Origin of the sequence: Lonepinella koalarum (genome assembly GCF_004565475.1) — a bacterium.
Taxonomy (GTDB): domain Bacteria; phylum Pseudomonadota; class Gammaproteobacteria; order Enterobacterales; family Pasteurellaceae; genus Lonepinella; species Lonepinella koalarum.
Genome location: NZ_SRHX01000005.1, coordinates 41,868 through 56,480 on the forward strand (window position 1 = coordinate 41,868; position 14,613 = coordinate 56,480).

The 14,613-nt window shown below is 38.5% G+C and carries 14 protein-coding genes; 11 read left to right on the forward strand and 3 right to left on the reverse strand.

Annotated elements, in window-relative coordinates:
* Positions 1–23: 23 nt before the first annotated feature.
* On the forward strand, positions 24–1,022 hold the full coding sequence (gene zipA / locus E0709_RS07465) for a cell division protein ZipA (protein ID WP_132302243.1): 999 nt from the start codon (positions 24–26) through the stop codon (positions 1,020–1,022).
* A gap of 83 nt (positions 1,023–1,105) precedes the next feature.
* The gene (gene ligA / locus E0709_RS07470) at positions 1,106–3,124 is read left to right on the forward strand and encodes an NAD-dependent DNA ligase LigA (protein WP_132302244.1); all 2,019 of its coding nucleotides are present in this window, start codon (positions 1,106–1,108) and stop codon (positions 3,122–3,124) included.
* A 30-nt stretch (positions 3,125–3,154) separates the two neighbouring features.
* Here the strand turns inward: ligA and E0709_RS07475 are convergent, their stop codons facing one another.
* A complete protein-coding gene (locus E0709_RS07475; protein WP_132302245.1) occupies positions 3,155–3,505 on the reverse strand; it encodes a type II toxin-antitoxin system PemK/MazF family toxin in 351 nt (116 codons plus the stop codon).
* The gene (locus E0709_RS07480) at positions 3,502–3,753 is read right to left on the reverse strand and encodes an AbrB/MazE/SpoVT family DNA-binding domain-containing protein (RefSeq protein ID WP_132302246.1); all 252 of its coding nucleotides are present in this window, start codon (positions 3,751–3,753) and stop codon (positions 3,502–3,504) included. The genes E0709_RS07475 and E0709_RS07480 overlap by 4 nt, the downstream gene beginning before the upstream one ends.
* 141 nt (positions 3,754–3,894) lie before the next feature.
* Here E0709_RS07480 and paeA point away from each other — a divergent pair, with 141 nt between their 5' ends.
* Positions 3,895–5,205, forward strand: coding sequence for a polyamine export protein PaeA (paeA, locus tag E0709_RS07485; protein WP_132302247.1), 1,311 nt, complete (start codon positions 3,895–3,897; stop codon positions 5,203–5,205).
* A gap of 35 nt (positions 5,206–5,240) precedes the next feature.
* On the opposite strand, the gene yjgA is transcribed toward paeA, so the two are convergent.
* A complete protein-coding gene (gene yjgA / locus E0709_RS07490; RefSeq protein WP_132302248.1) occupies positions 5,241–5,774 on the reverse strand; it encodes a ribosome biogenesis factor YjgA in 534 nt (177 codons plus the stop codon).
* A gap of 88 nt (positions 5,775–5,862) precedes the next feature.
* Between yjgA and pmbA the strand changes: the two genes are divergently transcribed.
* The 8 genes from pmbA to E0709_RS07530 all read left to right on the forward strand — a co-directional run bounded on the left by pmbA (position 5,863) and on the right by E0709_RS07530 (position 14,601).
* On the forward strand, positions 5,863–7,224 hold the full coding sequence (pmbA, locus tag E0709_RS07495; RefSeq protein ID WP_132302249.1) for a metalloprotease PmbA: 1,362 nt from the start codon (positions 5,863–5,865) through the stop codon (positions 7,222–7,224).
* A gap of 331 nt (positions 7,225–7,555) precedes the next feature.
* Positions 7,556–8,095 (forward strand): hypoxanthine phosphoribosyltransferase, encoded by a 540-nt coding sequence (gene hpt / locus E0709_RS07500; protein ID WP_132302250.1) that lies wholly within the window; start codon positions 7,556–7,558, stop codon positions 8,093–8,095.
* 63 nt (positions 8,096–8,158) lie between these two features.
* Positions 8,159–9,307: a 5-methyltetrahydropteroyltriglutamate--homocysteine S-methyltransferase gene (locus E0709_RS07505; RefSeq protein ID WP_132302251.1), complete on the forward strand. Its 1,149-nt coding sequence runs from the start codon at positions 8,159–8,161 to the stop codon at positions 9,305–9,307.
* 17 nt (positions 9,308–9,324) lie between these two features.
* Positions 9,325–9,894, forward strand: a complete 570-nt coding sequence (locus E0709_RS07510) for a nucleotidyltransferase family protein (protein WP_132302252.1) — start codon at positions 9,325–9,327, stop codon at positions 9,892–9,894.
* A 75-nt stretch (positions 9,895–9,969) separates the two neighbouring features.
* Positions 9,970–11,271: an aminopeptidase PepB gene (gene pepB / locus E0709_RS07515; protein WP_132302253.1), complete on the forward strand. Its 1,302-nt coding sequence runs from the start codon at positions 9,970–9,972 to the stop codon at positions 11,269–11,271.
* Position 11,272: 1 nt separating this feature from the next.
* Positions 11,273–11,698, forward strand: a complete 426-nt coding sequence (gene ndk / locus E0709_RS07520; RefSeq protein WP_132302254.1) for a nucleoside-diphosphate kinase — start codon at positions 11,273–11,275, stop codon at positions 11,696–11,698.
* Between the two features lie 201 nt (positions 11,699–11,899).
* On the forward strand, positions 11,900–13,630 hold the full coding sequence (gene argS / locus E0709_RS07525; protein WP_132302255.1) for an arginine--tRNA ligase: 1,731 nt from the start codon (positions 11,900–11,902) through the stop codon (positions 13,628–13,630).
* Between the two features lie 50 nt (positions 13,631–13,680).
* Positions 13,681–14,601 (forward strand): RsiV family protein, encoded by a 921-nt coding sequence (locus E0709_RS07530; RefSeq protein WP_165867228.1) that lies wholly within the window; start codon positions 13,681–13,683, stop codon positions 14,599–14,601.
* The last annotated feature ends 12 nt before the right edge of the window (positions 14,602–14,613 follow it).

A 14,613-nucleotide genomic window follows, 5' to 3' on the forward strand; every position in this document is an offset into this window, starting at 1 on the left:
TGTTTGAAATAGGACATATTGCAATGGATCTCAATACAATTTTAATTATTTTAGGTATTCTCGCATTAATCGGTTTAGTCGCTCATGGTATTTGGTCTAATCGCCGTGAAAAATCGCAATATTTTAATCATGCGAATAACTTTAATCGTGGTCAGCATATTCAACGGAAACCAGAACAGTCCCTGACTGATTATGCTCAAGCACCCGTTACACCAATGCAGAAACACCAACCGATAGCAAGTCAGCCAGTGAAAAACACTAAAATGAATATTCCACAACCTGAGCCGATTCAAACGGATACTCCAGTTGCAGCACCCGTGCAAGCGAATTCAGTGGAGCAAATCAAAATTACCTTACCTGAATCTGGAACGGCTCAACCAGAATCAGAGCAAGTCTATTATGAATATCGACCAGAACCAAAGCAGCCGAAAGAGAATATGGCAGAATATACTTTAGCGGATGCGCTAGATTATGCTGGGACGGATGCTCAAGTTGATATGTCATCGCCCGAATTGCGAGTGCAGTTGCAAGAAGTGAGTTCACCAATTTCTGAACCTAAATTACAACAGCCGATTGAAAACAACACTGAACAAGCTGTACAAGAACCAGTTACACAAGAACAGCAGCCAACAGATTTTATTTTATTATATGTGGTGGCACCAGAAAATCGCCAATTTTTAGGACTTTCTATTGCACAATCGTTGGATAATTTAGGGTTTATTTTGGGCAAAGATAATTTATATCACCGCCATGTTGATACGGTGGCAAGTCCTGTGATGTTTAGTGTAGCCAATATTGAACAACCGGGTACATTTAATCCTTATGCCATGAATGAATTTTCCACTATCGGTCTAGCCTTATTTATGCAAGTACCGTCACAGGTTGGAAATGACAAAGCCAATTTAAAAATGATGATTCAAGCCGCAAAAAATTTAGCCGAAGAATTAAATGGTTTTGTGTTGACCGATCAACAAGCTATTTTTGATGACAAGCAAGAACAAGATTATTTAGATCGCGTGTAGCGAAAATTGTCGATTGAAAACCGCACTGTTGAGCGTTCAAAGTGCGGTTTATTTTGTTAATAATTTTAGAAAAGAAAAATAAAATGACGGATATAGCCAAACAAATGAATCAGTTGCGTGAAACATTGCGTTATCACGAATATCAATATCACGTGCTTGATGAACCGAAAATTCCAGACAGCGAATATGATCGTTTATTTCATCAATTAAAAACCTTAGAACAACAATATCCCGAATTCATCACTGCCAATTCGCCGACCCAGCGTGTTGGGGCAAAACCATTATCAGGCTTTAGCCAAATTATCCATGAAATTCCCATGTTATCCCTAGATAATGCGTTTTCCGATGAAGAATTTTATGCTTTTGTAAAACGTATTCAAGATCGTTTGGTGTTATTGCCAGAAACCCTTGAATTTTGTTGTGAACCGAAATTAGACGGCTTGGCAGTGAGTATTTTGTATGTCAATGGTGTCCTTACGCAAGCGGCAACAAGGGGCGATGGCAGCACGGGAGAAGATATTACTGCCAATATTCGTACCATTCGCAATATTCCCTTACAATTATTAACTGACCATCCGCCTGCTCGTTTAGAAGTACGTGGTGAAGTGTTTATGCCACAAGCGGGCTTTGAAAAATTAAATGAATTAGCCTTAGCCAAAGGGGAGAAAACCTTTGCTAATCCACGTAATGCTGCTGCTGGCTCGTTGCGTCAACTCGATCCGAAAATTACTAGCCAACGTCCATTAATGCTGAATGCTTATAGTATTGGGATTGTCGAAGGGGTGGATTTACCCGAAACCCATTATGGACGTTTGCAATGGCTGAAATCTATTGGTATTCCAGTGAATGCGGAAATTCAGCTTTGTGATGGGGTAGAAAATGTGTTGAATTTCTACCGCACTATTCAACAAAAACGTCCAACTTTAGGCTATGACATTGATGGTACAGTGTTAAAAATTAACGATATTGCGTTACAGCAGGAACTTGGCTTTATTTCTAAAGCACCACGTTGGGCGATTGCGTATAAATTTCCTGCACAGGAAGAAATGACGATCCTAAAAGATGTAGAATTTCAGGTAGGACGGACGGGGGCAATTACCCCAGTGGCAAAATTGCAACCTGTTTTCGTGGCTGGCGTAACGGTGAGTAATGCGACCTTGCATAATGGTGATGAAATTGCACGTCTGGATATTGCCATTGGTGATACCGTGATTATCCGCCGTGCAGGTGATGTAATTCCACAGATTATTGGTGTGGTACATGATCGCCGTCCAGCCAATGCAGAATCAATTATTTTTCCAACCGAATGCCCCGTGTGTGGTTCGCAAGTGGTGCGAATTGAGGGCGAAGCAGTCGCTCGTTGTACTGGTGGCTTATTTTGTGATGCACAACGTAAGGAATCTTTGAAACATTTTGTTTCTCGCAAAGCCATGGATATTGACGGCGTGGGAGCAAAACTGATTGAGCAGTTAGTGGATCGAGAGTTTATTCATACGCCAGCAGATTTATTTAAATTGGATCTTTTCACCTTAATGCGATTAGAACGTATGGGACAAAAATCCGCTCAAAATGCGTTGGATAGCCTAGAAAAAGCCAAGTCAACCACCTTAGCACGCTTTATTTTTGCCCTAGGTATTCGGGACGTGGGCGAAGCCACCGCATTGAATTTAGCCAAATATTTCAAAAATCTCACCGCACTTCAACAAGCAGATTTAGAACAATTACAAGCCGTACCAGATGTGGGCATCGTTGTGGCAAATCGGATTTATGTGTTCTGGCGTGAACAACATAATTTGGACGTAGTGAATGATTTAATCGCACAAGGTGTCCATTGGGACGATGTGGAAGAAAAAGACATTGGAGAAAATCCGTTAAACGGTAAAACCGTGGTATTAACGGGAACCTTAACTCAAATGGGACGCAATGATGCCAAAGCGTTATTACAATCTTTCGGAGCGAAAGTGAGTGGCAGTGTGTCAGCAAAAACCGATATTGTGATTGCAGGCGATTCAGCAGGATCAAAACTGACCAAAGCCCAACAATTAGGTGTTCAAATTTGGGACGAACAACAGTTCTTGGATTTTGTAGCGGAATATCAGTAAAGGTACGGTGGAGTAAGGTAATAATTTCCCCTAATCCACATCATCAAACATCGCATCCAGTCTAGCTTGTATATCGTCCATAATAAAATCAGGTACACTTTCTTTGGGTTTGGCTTGTCGTGCTTTCCAATCAAGGGATTTGATTTGATGACAATGGATAGCTCCTTGGGTATGTGTTCCTGCTCCCATTAGGCTCACCAATGTACCATGAGAACGGGCGAAATTGGCGTTACCTTGTGAAATGGGGCAAACTACCGCTAAGCCTTGTCGGTTGAAATAATGGTTGCTGATAACTAAAGCATAATGGTTGCCTTGCATTTCTCGACCTGTGGCGGGGTCAAATTGCAAGTGAATAATATCGCCACGTTTTGGAATAGTCATTCTAATTCTTTACCTATAGCTGGCATTTCCTCCCAGCCCTCAACCATTGGCAAATTACCATCCATTTCTGCCATTAAAGTACGAATATCGTAACGTATTTTTTGGGGTTTAATAGGGTGAAGTACAAGACGATTATTTTGCATTTCCACATCAAAATAATCATTCTCATTCAGATGAAATTGGGCTAATATCGCTTGTGGTAAACGCACAGCAGCACTGTTTCCCCATTTACGAATTTGTAGTTGCATTTTTTTCTCCATAATGGATTTAAGTATCTACATTATAGATACTTGCGTAATTATTGCAATATGCAAAAGTAAAAGATCTTGCTGAATCAGGGCAATCACAATAGAATATTCCGTTTAACGTTAAATATAAAACAGAATTTTATGGAATTATTTGAAGCAATTTTAATCATTTTATTGTTGATTATAATCAGTGCGGTGATTTCTTCGGCAGAAATTTCACTGGCTGGGGCAAGAAAGATCAAATTGCAAGTATTGGCAAATGATGGTGATATAAGAGCCACACAAGTCTTGCAGTTACAAGAAAAACCGGGACGTTTTATTACTGTGGTGCAAATCGGCTTAAATATGGTGGCCATTTTAGGTGGTATGATTGGGGAAAGTGCGTTAAATCCTTATTTTGTGCAACTGATGAGCCAATATACTCAGTCAAATTGGGTAGAAAGTGCGTCATCTTGGATTGCCTTTACGATGGTGACATTTTTGTTTATTTTGTTAGCAGATTTGATTCCAAAACGCCTTGCCATGACTTATCCAGAGCAGATAGCCATGAAAACCGTTGGAGTGATGCGGTTTTGCATTTTTATTTTTAAACCCTTGGTGATGATTTTTGATTCTTTAGCCAACGGTATATTTCGTTTTTTACGAGTTTCTACTGTGCGTGAAGATAACATGACTTCTGAAGATATAGTGGCTTTAGTGGAAGCGGGAGCTGAATCAGGGGTGTTAAAAGCACAAGAGCAATATTTAATTGAAAATATTTTCGATATGCAAGCTCGCACCGTGACTTCTACCATGACAACCCGTGAAAATATTGTTTTTTTAGACCGCAGTTTTAATCAACAAGAAGTGTTAGACACATTGAGCAAAAATTCCCATTCAAAATTGCTGATTTGTGATGGTGGTTTGGAGAAAATTTTAGGTTATGTAGAATCTCATACCTTGCTTACGTTATATTTAACCGACAGCAAAGTGGCATTAACGGATCCTAAATTATTACGCAAGTCCTTATTTGTGCCAGATACCTTATCCCTCTATGAAGTACTGGAATTATTTAAATCTACCGGTGAAGATTTTGCTGTAATCGTGAATGAATATGCCTTAGTGGTGGGGATTGTCACCCTTAATGATGTGATGAGCATTGTGATGGGGGAATTAGTTTCTAGCGAAGAAGAGCAAATTGTACAGCGAGATGAACATTCTTGGTTAATTGATGGCATTACGCCGTTAGAAGATGTGATGCGAGCATTGGATATAGCGTCATTTCCCGCAGATGAAAATTATGAAACAATTGGTGGGTTTATGATGTATATGTTGCGGAAAATCCCGAAGAAAACGGATTCTGTATTATATGACAAATATAAATTTGAAATTATTGATACGGAAAACTTTAAAATCGATCAGTTATTAGTGTCGTTGCGTAAGGATTTTCAAGAGCATTCTGCTCCGAATTAGCGATGAAAGGCACTGGATTAAGTGCCTTGTATTTTTTAATTTTCCAACATCAATTCTTTTAAATATTGATAAATTTCTCGATACGCTTTGGGCGGTTTATTTTGTTCTTTTTCTTTTTGAGCGGAACGGATAAGATTGCGTAAATGTTGACGATCGGCATCGGGGTGTTGGTCAAAGAATTGTGCCAGTTCATCATCACCTTTTTCTACCAAATCATCACGTAAATATTCTATTTTATGTAGCATGGCTTGCTGTTGATTGTGTTTATTCTCGATTTTATCTAAGGCTTCCTGAATAGGATCGGTGTCTATTGAGCGTAATAATTTGCCGATAAATTGTAATTGACGGCGTTTAGCTTCCTTGACTGAACGGCGAGCCAAATGAATGGCATCAAGCAAGGTCTCATCAAGGGGAATTTTTTCCAAATTCGCGGGGGTTAATTCCACCAATTTGGAGCCTAATTTTTTTAAATCTTCCGCATCACGTTTAATTTCACTTTTGCTGACCCAGATAATTTCTTCTTGCTCGTCTGTCCAATCTAACTCTGGCTTTTTGCCCCGTTTTTTCATTTCTTATCCTTTCTTATTGATATTTTGCTACATTGTAGCAAATAAGCTAAAATGCGACAAATTTATAAATAATAAGGAAAATAGCAGCATGCTAGAAAAAAATACGGAAAATTCCACCGCACTTTTAAAACAGCAAGAACAAGAATTACGTGCGGCGGTGAGTTATGCGGTGGAGTTGGCTCAAAAAGCAGGGGCAACAGCGGAAGTGGCGGTGACCAAAGTCAGTGGGCTTTCGGTTTCTACTCGGTTGCAGGAAGTCGAAAACGTAGAATTTAATAATGACGGAGCGTTGGGCATTTCGGTGTATTTAGGGCAACAAAAAGGCAACGCATCCACATCGGATTTAAGCCAGCCAGCAATTAAATCCGCCGTTGATGCGGCATTAGCCATTGCCAAATATACGTCTCCCGATGATTGTGCGGGTTTAGCCGATAAAGCCTTAATGGCATTTAATGCACCTGATTTAGATTTATATCACCCCACTGACATTGATGTCGATCGGGCAGTAGAATTAGCTTTACAAGCGGAAACCGCTGCTTTGCAATATGATCAGCGGATTGTTAACAGTAATGGTGCGTCATTTAATTCTCATACAGGGATTCGTGTGTATGGGAATAGCCATGGTATGTTGCAAAGTCATTTATCGAGCCGTTATTCGTTGTCTTGTTCAGTATTGGGGGGTGTTGATGATTTATTAGAAAGTGATTACGAATACACAATTTCTCGTCAAGCCAACAAATTAGCCGATCCGCACTGGGTGGGCGAAAATGCAGCGAAGAAAGCCATTGCTCGCTTAAATCCACAAAAAATTGCAACCCAAACGGCACCGGTGATTTTTCTTAATTATGTCGCAACAGGGTTAATCGGGCATTTAGCGACGGCTATTAGTGGGGGCAGTCTATATCGCAAGAACAGCTTTTTGTTAGATAAACTTGGACAAAAAGTGTTGCCTGATTGGTTTCAAATTAGCGAACGTCCGCATTTGTTAAGCGGTTTAGCTTCTACACCGTTTGATAGCGAGGGCGTGAGAACGCAAGATTTGGAGATTATTCAAGACGGTATTTTGCAAACTTATTTATTAACCAGTTACAGCGGTAAAAAATTAGGCATGCAAAGCACGGGACATGCAGGCGGTATTCATAATTGGTTGGTTAAACCAAATTCTCAAGGAAAATTAACCGCACTTTTAAACCAAATGGGAACAGGCTTGTTAGTGACTGATTTAATGGGGCAGAGTGTGAATATGGTAACGGGGGATTATTCTCGTGGTGCATCGGGCTTTTGGGTGGAAAATGGTGAAATTCAATATCCCGTTTCAGAAATCACCATTGCGGGCAATTTAAAACAGATGTTTGATCATTTGGTGGCGGTGGGTGACGACATTGAAACCCGTTCAAACATTCAAACTGGCTCAATTTTATTGGAAGAAATGAAAATTTCTGGAAATTAATTAAAAATGATAATAATTCTTATTGACAGAGATTATTTTATCTATTAATATACACACATCTGTTAAGACATAGGTAGCTAAACAGGTAGAGTAGAAAGTAAATTCGTTAGGGTTTAAGACCGAAGTGTTGTCACTTCGGTCTTTTTTTATCCCTGCACTGGCGTACAGGGTTAAGTATGGTAACGATGCTCCGCATCTGAAAAAAGCCACGGAGTGGCGTGACTATGCGTAGCCTAGTACGCAAGTGCTAGGCTCTTTTCCGTCTTTTTTATTTTGTATTTTCCCCGATTATGATATAGTCATTTCCAGATTTTTATATAGAGAGACCCTTATGAAAAAACATCATGTTGAAGTCCTGATTTCAGAGCAAGATGTGCTTGCTAAAATTGATCAGCTCGGTGCGGAAATCACCGCTTTTTATCAACAAAAGAAAGTGGATAAATTGATTGTAGTCGGTTTATTACGTGGCTCATTTATGTTTATGGCAGATTTAGTACGTAAAATTGACTTACCGCTTGAAGTCGAATTTATGACCACATCAAGTTATGGTATCGGCATGAGTACCAATCATGATGTAAAGATTACCCAAGATTTAAATGGTGATATTAAGGGCGAACACGTGTTAATTGTGGAAGATATTATTGATTCAGGTTACACGCTCGAAAAAGTCCGTAAAATCCTAGCACTCCGCGACCCAGCCAGTCTTGCCATTTGTACTTTATTAGATAAACCATCACGTCGTGAAGTAGAAGTGCCAGTAGAATGGGTGGGATTTGCCATTCCTAATGAGTTTGTTATCGGTTATGGTATTGACTATGCTCAACGTTATCGTAATTTAAGTTTTATCGGTAAAGTGATATTAGAAGAATAAGCCAGCAAAAGTGCGGTGTATTTTTTGTTAAATTTAAATAATCATAAAAAGAAAGGAAAACAGATGAGTAAATTATTCCCAACAGCCACCTTACGTAGCAAAGCCCCTTATCGTTTTGATATTGTCGGCAGTTTTTTGCGTTCTGATGAAATTAAGCAAGCTCGCCAACAATGTAGTTGTGGTGATATTTCTTGTGCGGAGTTAACTAAGGTTGAAGATAAAGAAATTGCTAAATTAGTGGAACATCAAAAAAGCGTGGGATTACATGCAGTAACAGACGGTGAATTTCGCCGTACTTTCTGGCATTTAGATTTTTTAGCAGGTTTAGACGGTGTGGAAGAAGTTGATGCTGAAAAATTTTCGGTACAATTTAAACATGATAATGTTCGCCCGAAAACCTTAAAAATTGTGGATAAAGTCGATTTTTCTGAAAGCCACCCTTTTGTCGAACATTTCCGTTCTGTTAATCAAATTGCTAACGGTCAAGAAGTGAAATTTACCATTCCATCACCGTCAATGCTGCATTTAATCACCAATGTACGTGCGACCGATTATGTGGCAATTCCACGTTATGAAAACAACAACCCACTTTTACTAGACGATATTGCTAACGCTTATATTAAAGCTATGCAGATTTTCTACCAATTAGGTTGCCGCAATTTACAATTAGATGACACTAGCTGGGGCGAATTTTGTGCGGAAGATAAACGAGCCGCCTATAAACAGCGTGGTTTTGATTTAGACCAAATTGCCAAAGATTATGTTTATATGTTAAATAAAATTGTAGATGCGAAACCTGCTGATGATATTGCAATTACCATGCACATTTGTCGTGGCAATTTCCGTTCCACTTGGTTCTCGGCTGGTGGTTATGAACCTGTCGCAGAAACCTTGTTTGGTACTTGCCGTGTAGATGGTTTCTTCCTTGAGTATGATAGCGATCGTGCGGGAGATTTCCGTCCGTTACGTTTTATCAAAGATCAACAAGTGGTGTTAGGGTTAATTACGTCTAAAGACGGTACACTTGAAAATCGTGATGATATTATTGCTCGCATCAAAGAAGCCACGCAATATGTGGACATCAATCAACTATGTTTAAGTCCGCAATGTGGTTTTGCATCAACGGAAGAAGGCAATATTCTGACTGAACAGCAACAATGGGCGAAGTTAGCATTTATTCGTGATATTGTGCAAGAAGTTTGGGGCGAGTAGTTAGGTAGGGAAAATATATGCTCGAAAAAATAGAACGTTTAATTGATGAAATTAATAAGGTGCATTTAGCTTTTTCACAAGACTATTTTGAAACAGGGAAAATTCAAAAGGTGAATTTAAAACATACACTAGAGAAAGTGCCTGTAGAGCATATATTAGCCTATCGTTTAAATTTGCACGAAGCCATTAATGATTATTTGTATCGTGCAGATTTAACGGATATTTCCTATTTTTATCGTGTCAAAACATCGGAATCTATTTTACATAAAATTGAACGGTTTCAACAACGTAGTGAAGGCTTTCCAGTCAATAGTATTATGAATGATATTTTTGGGGCAAGAATGATTGTCAGTACGGAAGATATTACCCAAGTCATGAATAAATTAGATGAATGGAAAGAAAAATATGGATTAAAAAACTGGTATTTACGAGATAAAGATGAGTATGTGGGGATTCATATTTATTTCAAAAATTCGAGTAATTTTTATTATCCATGGGAACTGCAGATTTGGGATCGTAAAGATGCGGAACGTAATATTCAAAGCCATCGTAAATATAAACGAAATTTTGTAAATTTGTTTCACTAATTTATCACATTTTCCAAAAAAACTGGTATATTGTTTATATCAGTTTTTTATTTTATATAACAAGGATAATAAGCGATGCAAATTTTACTTTCTTCTCAAGCCCCCGATAATGTATGGGGCAAAAATACCTTTTTAACCTTTCAACAAAATCAAGCCATTATTCATTTCTCTGAAAATTTTGACCGCACTTTAATCCAAAAAGCCGCACGTAAATTACGTGGTCAAGGTATTAAGCAAGCGGAATTAGTCGGTGAACATTGGAATGCAGACAGTTGTTGGGCGTTTTATCAAGGGTTTTATACCGCTAAACAAGATTTTGAGGTAGATTTTCCTGAGTTAGATGAAACGGAAAATGAGAAACTGCTTGAACTGATCGAAAGTGGTGATTTTGTTCGTGAAATCATTAATTTACCATCAGATGTATTAACTCCAGAAGTGTTGGTAAATCGTGCGGTACAATTTATTCAACAACAAGCTGAAGATTGGCAAGAGGGTGAATTAAATTATCAAATTATCAAAGGGCAAGATTTACAAGCGAAAGGCTATCATGGCATTTGGACAGTAGGAAAAGGCTCTGCCAACGCACCTGTTATGCTGCAATTAGACTTTAATCCAACTGGAGATAAGAATGCACCAGTTTTAGCTTGTTTAGTAGGCAAAGGCATTACCTTTGATACGGGGGGATATAGCTTAAAACCAAGCAACAGTATGGATAGCATGAAAGCCGATATGGGCGGTGCGGCTTTATTAACGGGGGCATTGGGGTTGGCGATTGCTCAAGGCTTAAATGCTCGGGTTAAATTATATTTATGCTGTGCTGAAAACATGATTAGCAGTCATGCGTTTAAACTCAATGATATTATTACCTATAAAAATGGTGTAACGGTGGAAGTGCTAAATACCGATGCGGAAGGGCGTTTAGTGTTAGCTGATGGCTTAATTGAAGCAGATGCACAAAATCCACAATTTATTATTGATGCCGCAACGCTGACTGGTGCAGCGAAAAGAGCTGTGGGGAATGACTATCATTCTGTTCTATCTATGGATGAGCAGTTAGTGGCAGATTTATTACAGCAAGCGGAACAAACGCAGGAATTGTTTTGGCGTTTACCTTTTGCATCATTTCACCGCCCTTTAGTGACATCCGCTTTTGCAGATATTGGTAACAGTGGTTATCCTGACACATCTCCGGGGGCAAGCACGGCGACAGCATTTTTATCTTATTTTGTTAAAAATTATCAGCAACATTGGTTACATCTTGATTGTTCAGCCACTTATCGTAAATCATCAAATGAACTTTGGGCAACAGGTGCAACAGGTATCGGTGTGCAAACCTTAGCAAATTTATTGTTAACCAGAGCAAAACAGGGAGTATAAAATGGCATTGGAACGTACTTTATCCATTATTAAACCAGATGCAGTAGAGCGTAATTTAATCGGTAAGATTTTAAGCCGCTTTGAAGAGGCTGGTTTTCAAGTAGTAGCAACTAAAATGTTACACTTAACTCAGCCACAGGCGGAGGGGTTTTATGCTGAACATCAAGGCAAAGCTTTTTTTGCGGAATTAGTGGAATATATGATTTCAGCGCCAGTGGTGGTTTCTGTTTTAGAAAAGCAAAATGCCATTCAAGATTACCGCACTTTAATTGGGGCGACCAATCCCGAGATGCAGGAAGAGGGAACAATTCGTCGTGATTTTGCCGAGAGTAAAACGCGCAATTCAGTACATGGTTCGGATAGTCTAGAAAGTGCCGCCAGAGAAATTGCCTATTTCTTTGTGGAGAGTGAGATTTGTGAACGTTAGCAGCTAAATTTGCTGGGCGTAGTAGATAAAAGTGACATACCAGGAGTGGTTTAAAGTCAATTAATATAGGGCTTTAAACCATTTTTTAGTGATCAATATACAACCAATTGACTTTTAATTTATAATGCTTCTTTTCTAAAACTGTAAACAACGGTATCATAACCGATTAATTATATTAATTTATTTTATAGGTATAAAAACGTGAATATTCAAACTCTTTTATCCGACAAAATTCAACACGCAATGATTCTGGCTGGGGCTGAAAATAATCCAGAGCCAGCCGTACGCCAATCGGGTAAACCACAGTTCGGTGATTATCAAGCGAATGGTATTATGGGAGTGGCAAAAAAATTAGGGTTAAATCCCCGTGAATTTGCACAAAAAGTATTAGAACGGGTGGAATTAAATGGTATTGCAGAAAAATTAGAAATTGCAGGTCCGGGATTTATTAATATTTTCTTAGCCAAAGAATGGTTAGCCGACAACGTAGAAAAAGCATTAAGTGCGGTGAATTTTGGGATAAAAACAAACAATCCACAAACTGTTGTGCTGGATTATTCTTCGCCAAATGTAGCCAAAGAAATGCACGTTGGACATTTACGTTCAACTATTATTGGCGATGCAGTGGCTCGCGCCTTAGAATTTATGGGTAATAAAGTGATTCGGGCTAATCACGTTGGCGATTGGGGTACCCAATTTGGTATGTTGATTGCTTACCTAGAAAAAATGGAAAATGAACAGGCGAGTGAAATGGAATTAAGCGATTTAGAGGCTTTTTATCGTGCCGCCAAAGAGAATTATGATAGTGATGAAGTGTTTGCAGAAAAAGCACGTCAATATGTGGTGAAATTGCAAAGTGGCGATCACTATTGCTTAACCATGTGGAAAAAATTGGTGGATATGACGATGTCGCAAAACCAATTAAATTATAATCGCTTAAATGTTACCTTGAGCGAACAAGATGTCATGGGGGAGAGCTTATATAATCCCATGTTGCCAGAAATTGTGGCGGATTTAAAAGCTAAGGGACTTGCCGTAGAAGATGATGGTGCTTTGGTCGTTTACTTGGACGAATTTAAAAACAAAGATGGCGAACCAATGGGCGTTATCGTGCAGAAAAAAGATGGCGGTTTTCTTTATACCACGACGGACATCGCTGCGGCTAAATATCGTTATGAAACCTTGCAAGCAGATCGTGCTTTAGTATTCACTGATACTCGCCAAAGTCAACATTTACAACAGGCTTGGTTAATTACTCGCAAAGCAGGTTACGTACCAGATAGTTTTAGTCTTGAACATGAAAATTTCGGTATGATGTTAGGCAAAGATGGCAAGCCATTTAAAACACGTTCAGGCGGAACAGTAAAATTAGCCGATTTATTAGATGAAGCCGTTGAACGTGCGAGTAAATTAATTAACGAAAAATCCACCGCACTTTCGGAGCAAGAAAAAGCCGCAGTAATTGAAGCGGTGGCGATTGGTTCGGTGAAATATGCTGATTTATCGAAAAACCGCACTACAGACTATGTCTTTGATTGGAATAATATGCTTAGTTTTGAAGGAAATACGGCACCGTATATGCAATATGCTTATACGCGTATTCGTTCTATTTTTAATAAAACGGATACAGATTCCACCGCACTTGCCAATGTTCATATTGTTTTAACGGAAGATAAAGAACGAGCGTTGGCGATAAAATTATTACAATTTGAAGAAGCCGTACAAATTGTGACTAAAGATGGCACACCACATGTTCTGTGTGCTTATTTATACGAATTAGCCGGCATATTCTCTAGTTTCTACGAACATTGCCCAATTTTAAATGCACCACAAGAGATTAAATTTAGCCGTTTAAAACTAGCTCAATTAACTGAACGTATTTTAAAGCAAGGTTTAGATTTGCTTGGCATAAAAACGGTGGAAAAAATGTAATGAATATAAGGCGAAATCTCTGGTTTCGCTTTTTTAAAAGGAAAAATGGGATGAAAAAATCATTAATTACTTTAATTATTGTATCAACATTGATGCTTTCTGCCTGTGAAGATAAAGACATGCAAACAAAATTGCAGGCTGCTGAACAAACGATTAGTCAACTTAATGCTGATTTGGAGAAATCACAGTCGGAATTAAAGGCGATTCAAGAGGGGGCAAATAAATATCAAACGGAAATTCCGACATTAAATGTTAAACCAGTCACACTGTTTGAAAAAAAACAAGAATTTAAACGCGATCCTAAAACCGTCAAAGAAGAATACGATATTACGGATAGCTATATAGATTATCATCTAAGTACCGTAGAAACGGGTTATGTTTGGTTAGACGATTTGCTTTACAATGAAATGATTGGTCAACCTGAATTAGAAGATCAACAAAAATTACAGGAAATTAATGCCATTTCATCAGCAAAACAACGTTTATTGAAATTATTTGATAGTTATTATCAAGAGGGATTAATTTCCAGTCAATCTTTTGAAAGCATTGGTAATGAATTGTCAATTAGTATGAATTATGTGGGACAACGACAAAATATATTAACATTTTATCAAACCACTTATTTTTTTAGCGGTGGTGCGCATGGTAATGGCTGGACGCATTATATTAATATTGATAGCAACAAAAAATCAATGATTAGTTTAGATGATTTAGTGGCTAAACAACATCAAGCTAAACTACAAGAATTACTATGGGAAAGTTATATTGAGCATAATCAAACTTCGGATGAAAGTTCATTTTACACGAATAAACAGGATTTCTATGTTTCAACAGAATTCTATTTTACCCCTGAGGGCGTGAGCTTTGTTTATCCCCCTTATGCTATAGGTTCTTTTGCCGAAGGTGAAATTACCTTGCAAGTGTATTGGCAGCAATTGGAGGATATTGTTAATCCATCTTATTTATGGTAAGCGTAGAAGTTG

Bases quoted from the DNA above. Each gene is read 5' to 3' on its own strand.
- E0709_RS07530 (WP_165867228.1), top strand. From the start codon at position 13,681: ATGAAAAAATCATTAATTACTTTAATTATTGTATCAACATTGATGCTT.
- zipA (WP_132302243.1), top strand. From the start codon at position 24: ATGGATCTCAATACAATTTTAATTATTTTAGGTATTCTCGCATTAATC.
- E0709_RS07510 (WP_132302252.1), top strand. From the start codon at position 9,325: ATGCTCGAAAAAATAGAACGTTTAATTGATGAAATTAATAAGGTGCAT.
- hpt (WP_132302250.1), top strand. From the start codon at position 7,556: ATGAAAAAACATCATGTTGAAGTCCTGATTTCAGAGCAAGATGTGCTT.
- E0709_RS07480 (WP_132302246.1), bottom strand. From the start codon at position 3,753: ATGCAACTACAAATTCGTAAATGGGGAAACAGTGCTGCTGTGCGTTTA.
- E0709_RS07475 (WP_132302245.1), bottom strand. From the start codon at position 3,505: ATGACTATTCCAAAACGTGGCGATATTATTCACTTGCAATTTGACCCC.
- pmbA (WP_132302249.1), top strand. From the start codon at position 5,863: ATGCTAGAAAAAAATACGGAAAATTCCACCGCACTTTTAAAACAGCAA.
- pepB (WP_132302253.1), top strand. From the start codon at position 9,970: ATGCAAATTTTACTTTCTTCTCAAGCCCCCGATAATGTATGGGGCAAA.
- yjgA (WP_132302248.1), bottom strand. From the start codon at position 5,774: ATGAAAAAACGGGGCAAAAAGCCAGAGTTAGATTGGACAGACGAGCAA.
- E0709_RS07505 (WP_132302251.1), top strand. From the start codon at position 8,159: ATGAGTAAATTATTCCCAACAGCCACCTTACGTAGCAAAGCCCCTTAT.
- ligA (WP_132302244.1), top strand. From the start codon at position 1,106: ATGACGGATATAGCCAAACAAATGAATCAGTTGCGTGAAACATTGCGT.
- ndk (WP_132302254.1), top strand. From the start codon at position 11,273: ATGGCATTGGAACGTACTTTATCCATTATTAAACCAGATGCAGTAGAG.
- paeA (WP_132302247.1), top strand. From the start codon at position 3,895: ATGGAATTATTTGAAGCAATTTTAATCATTTTATTGTTGATTATAATC.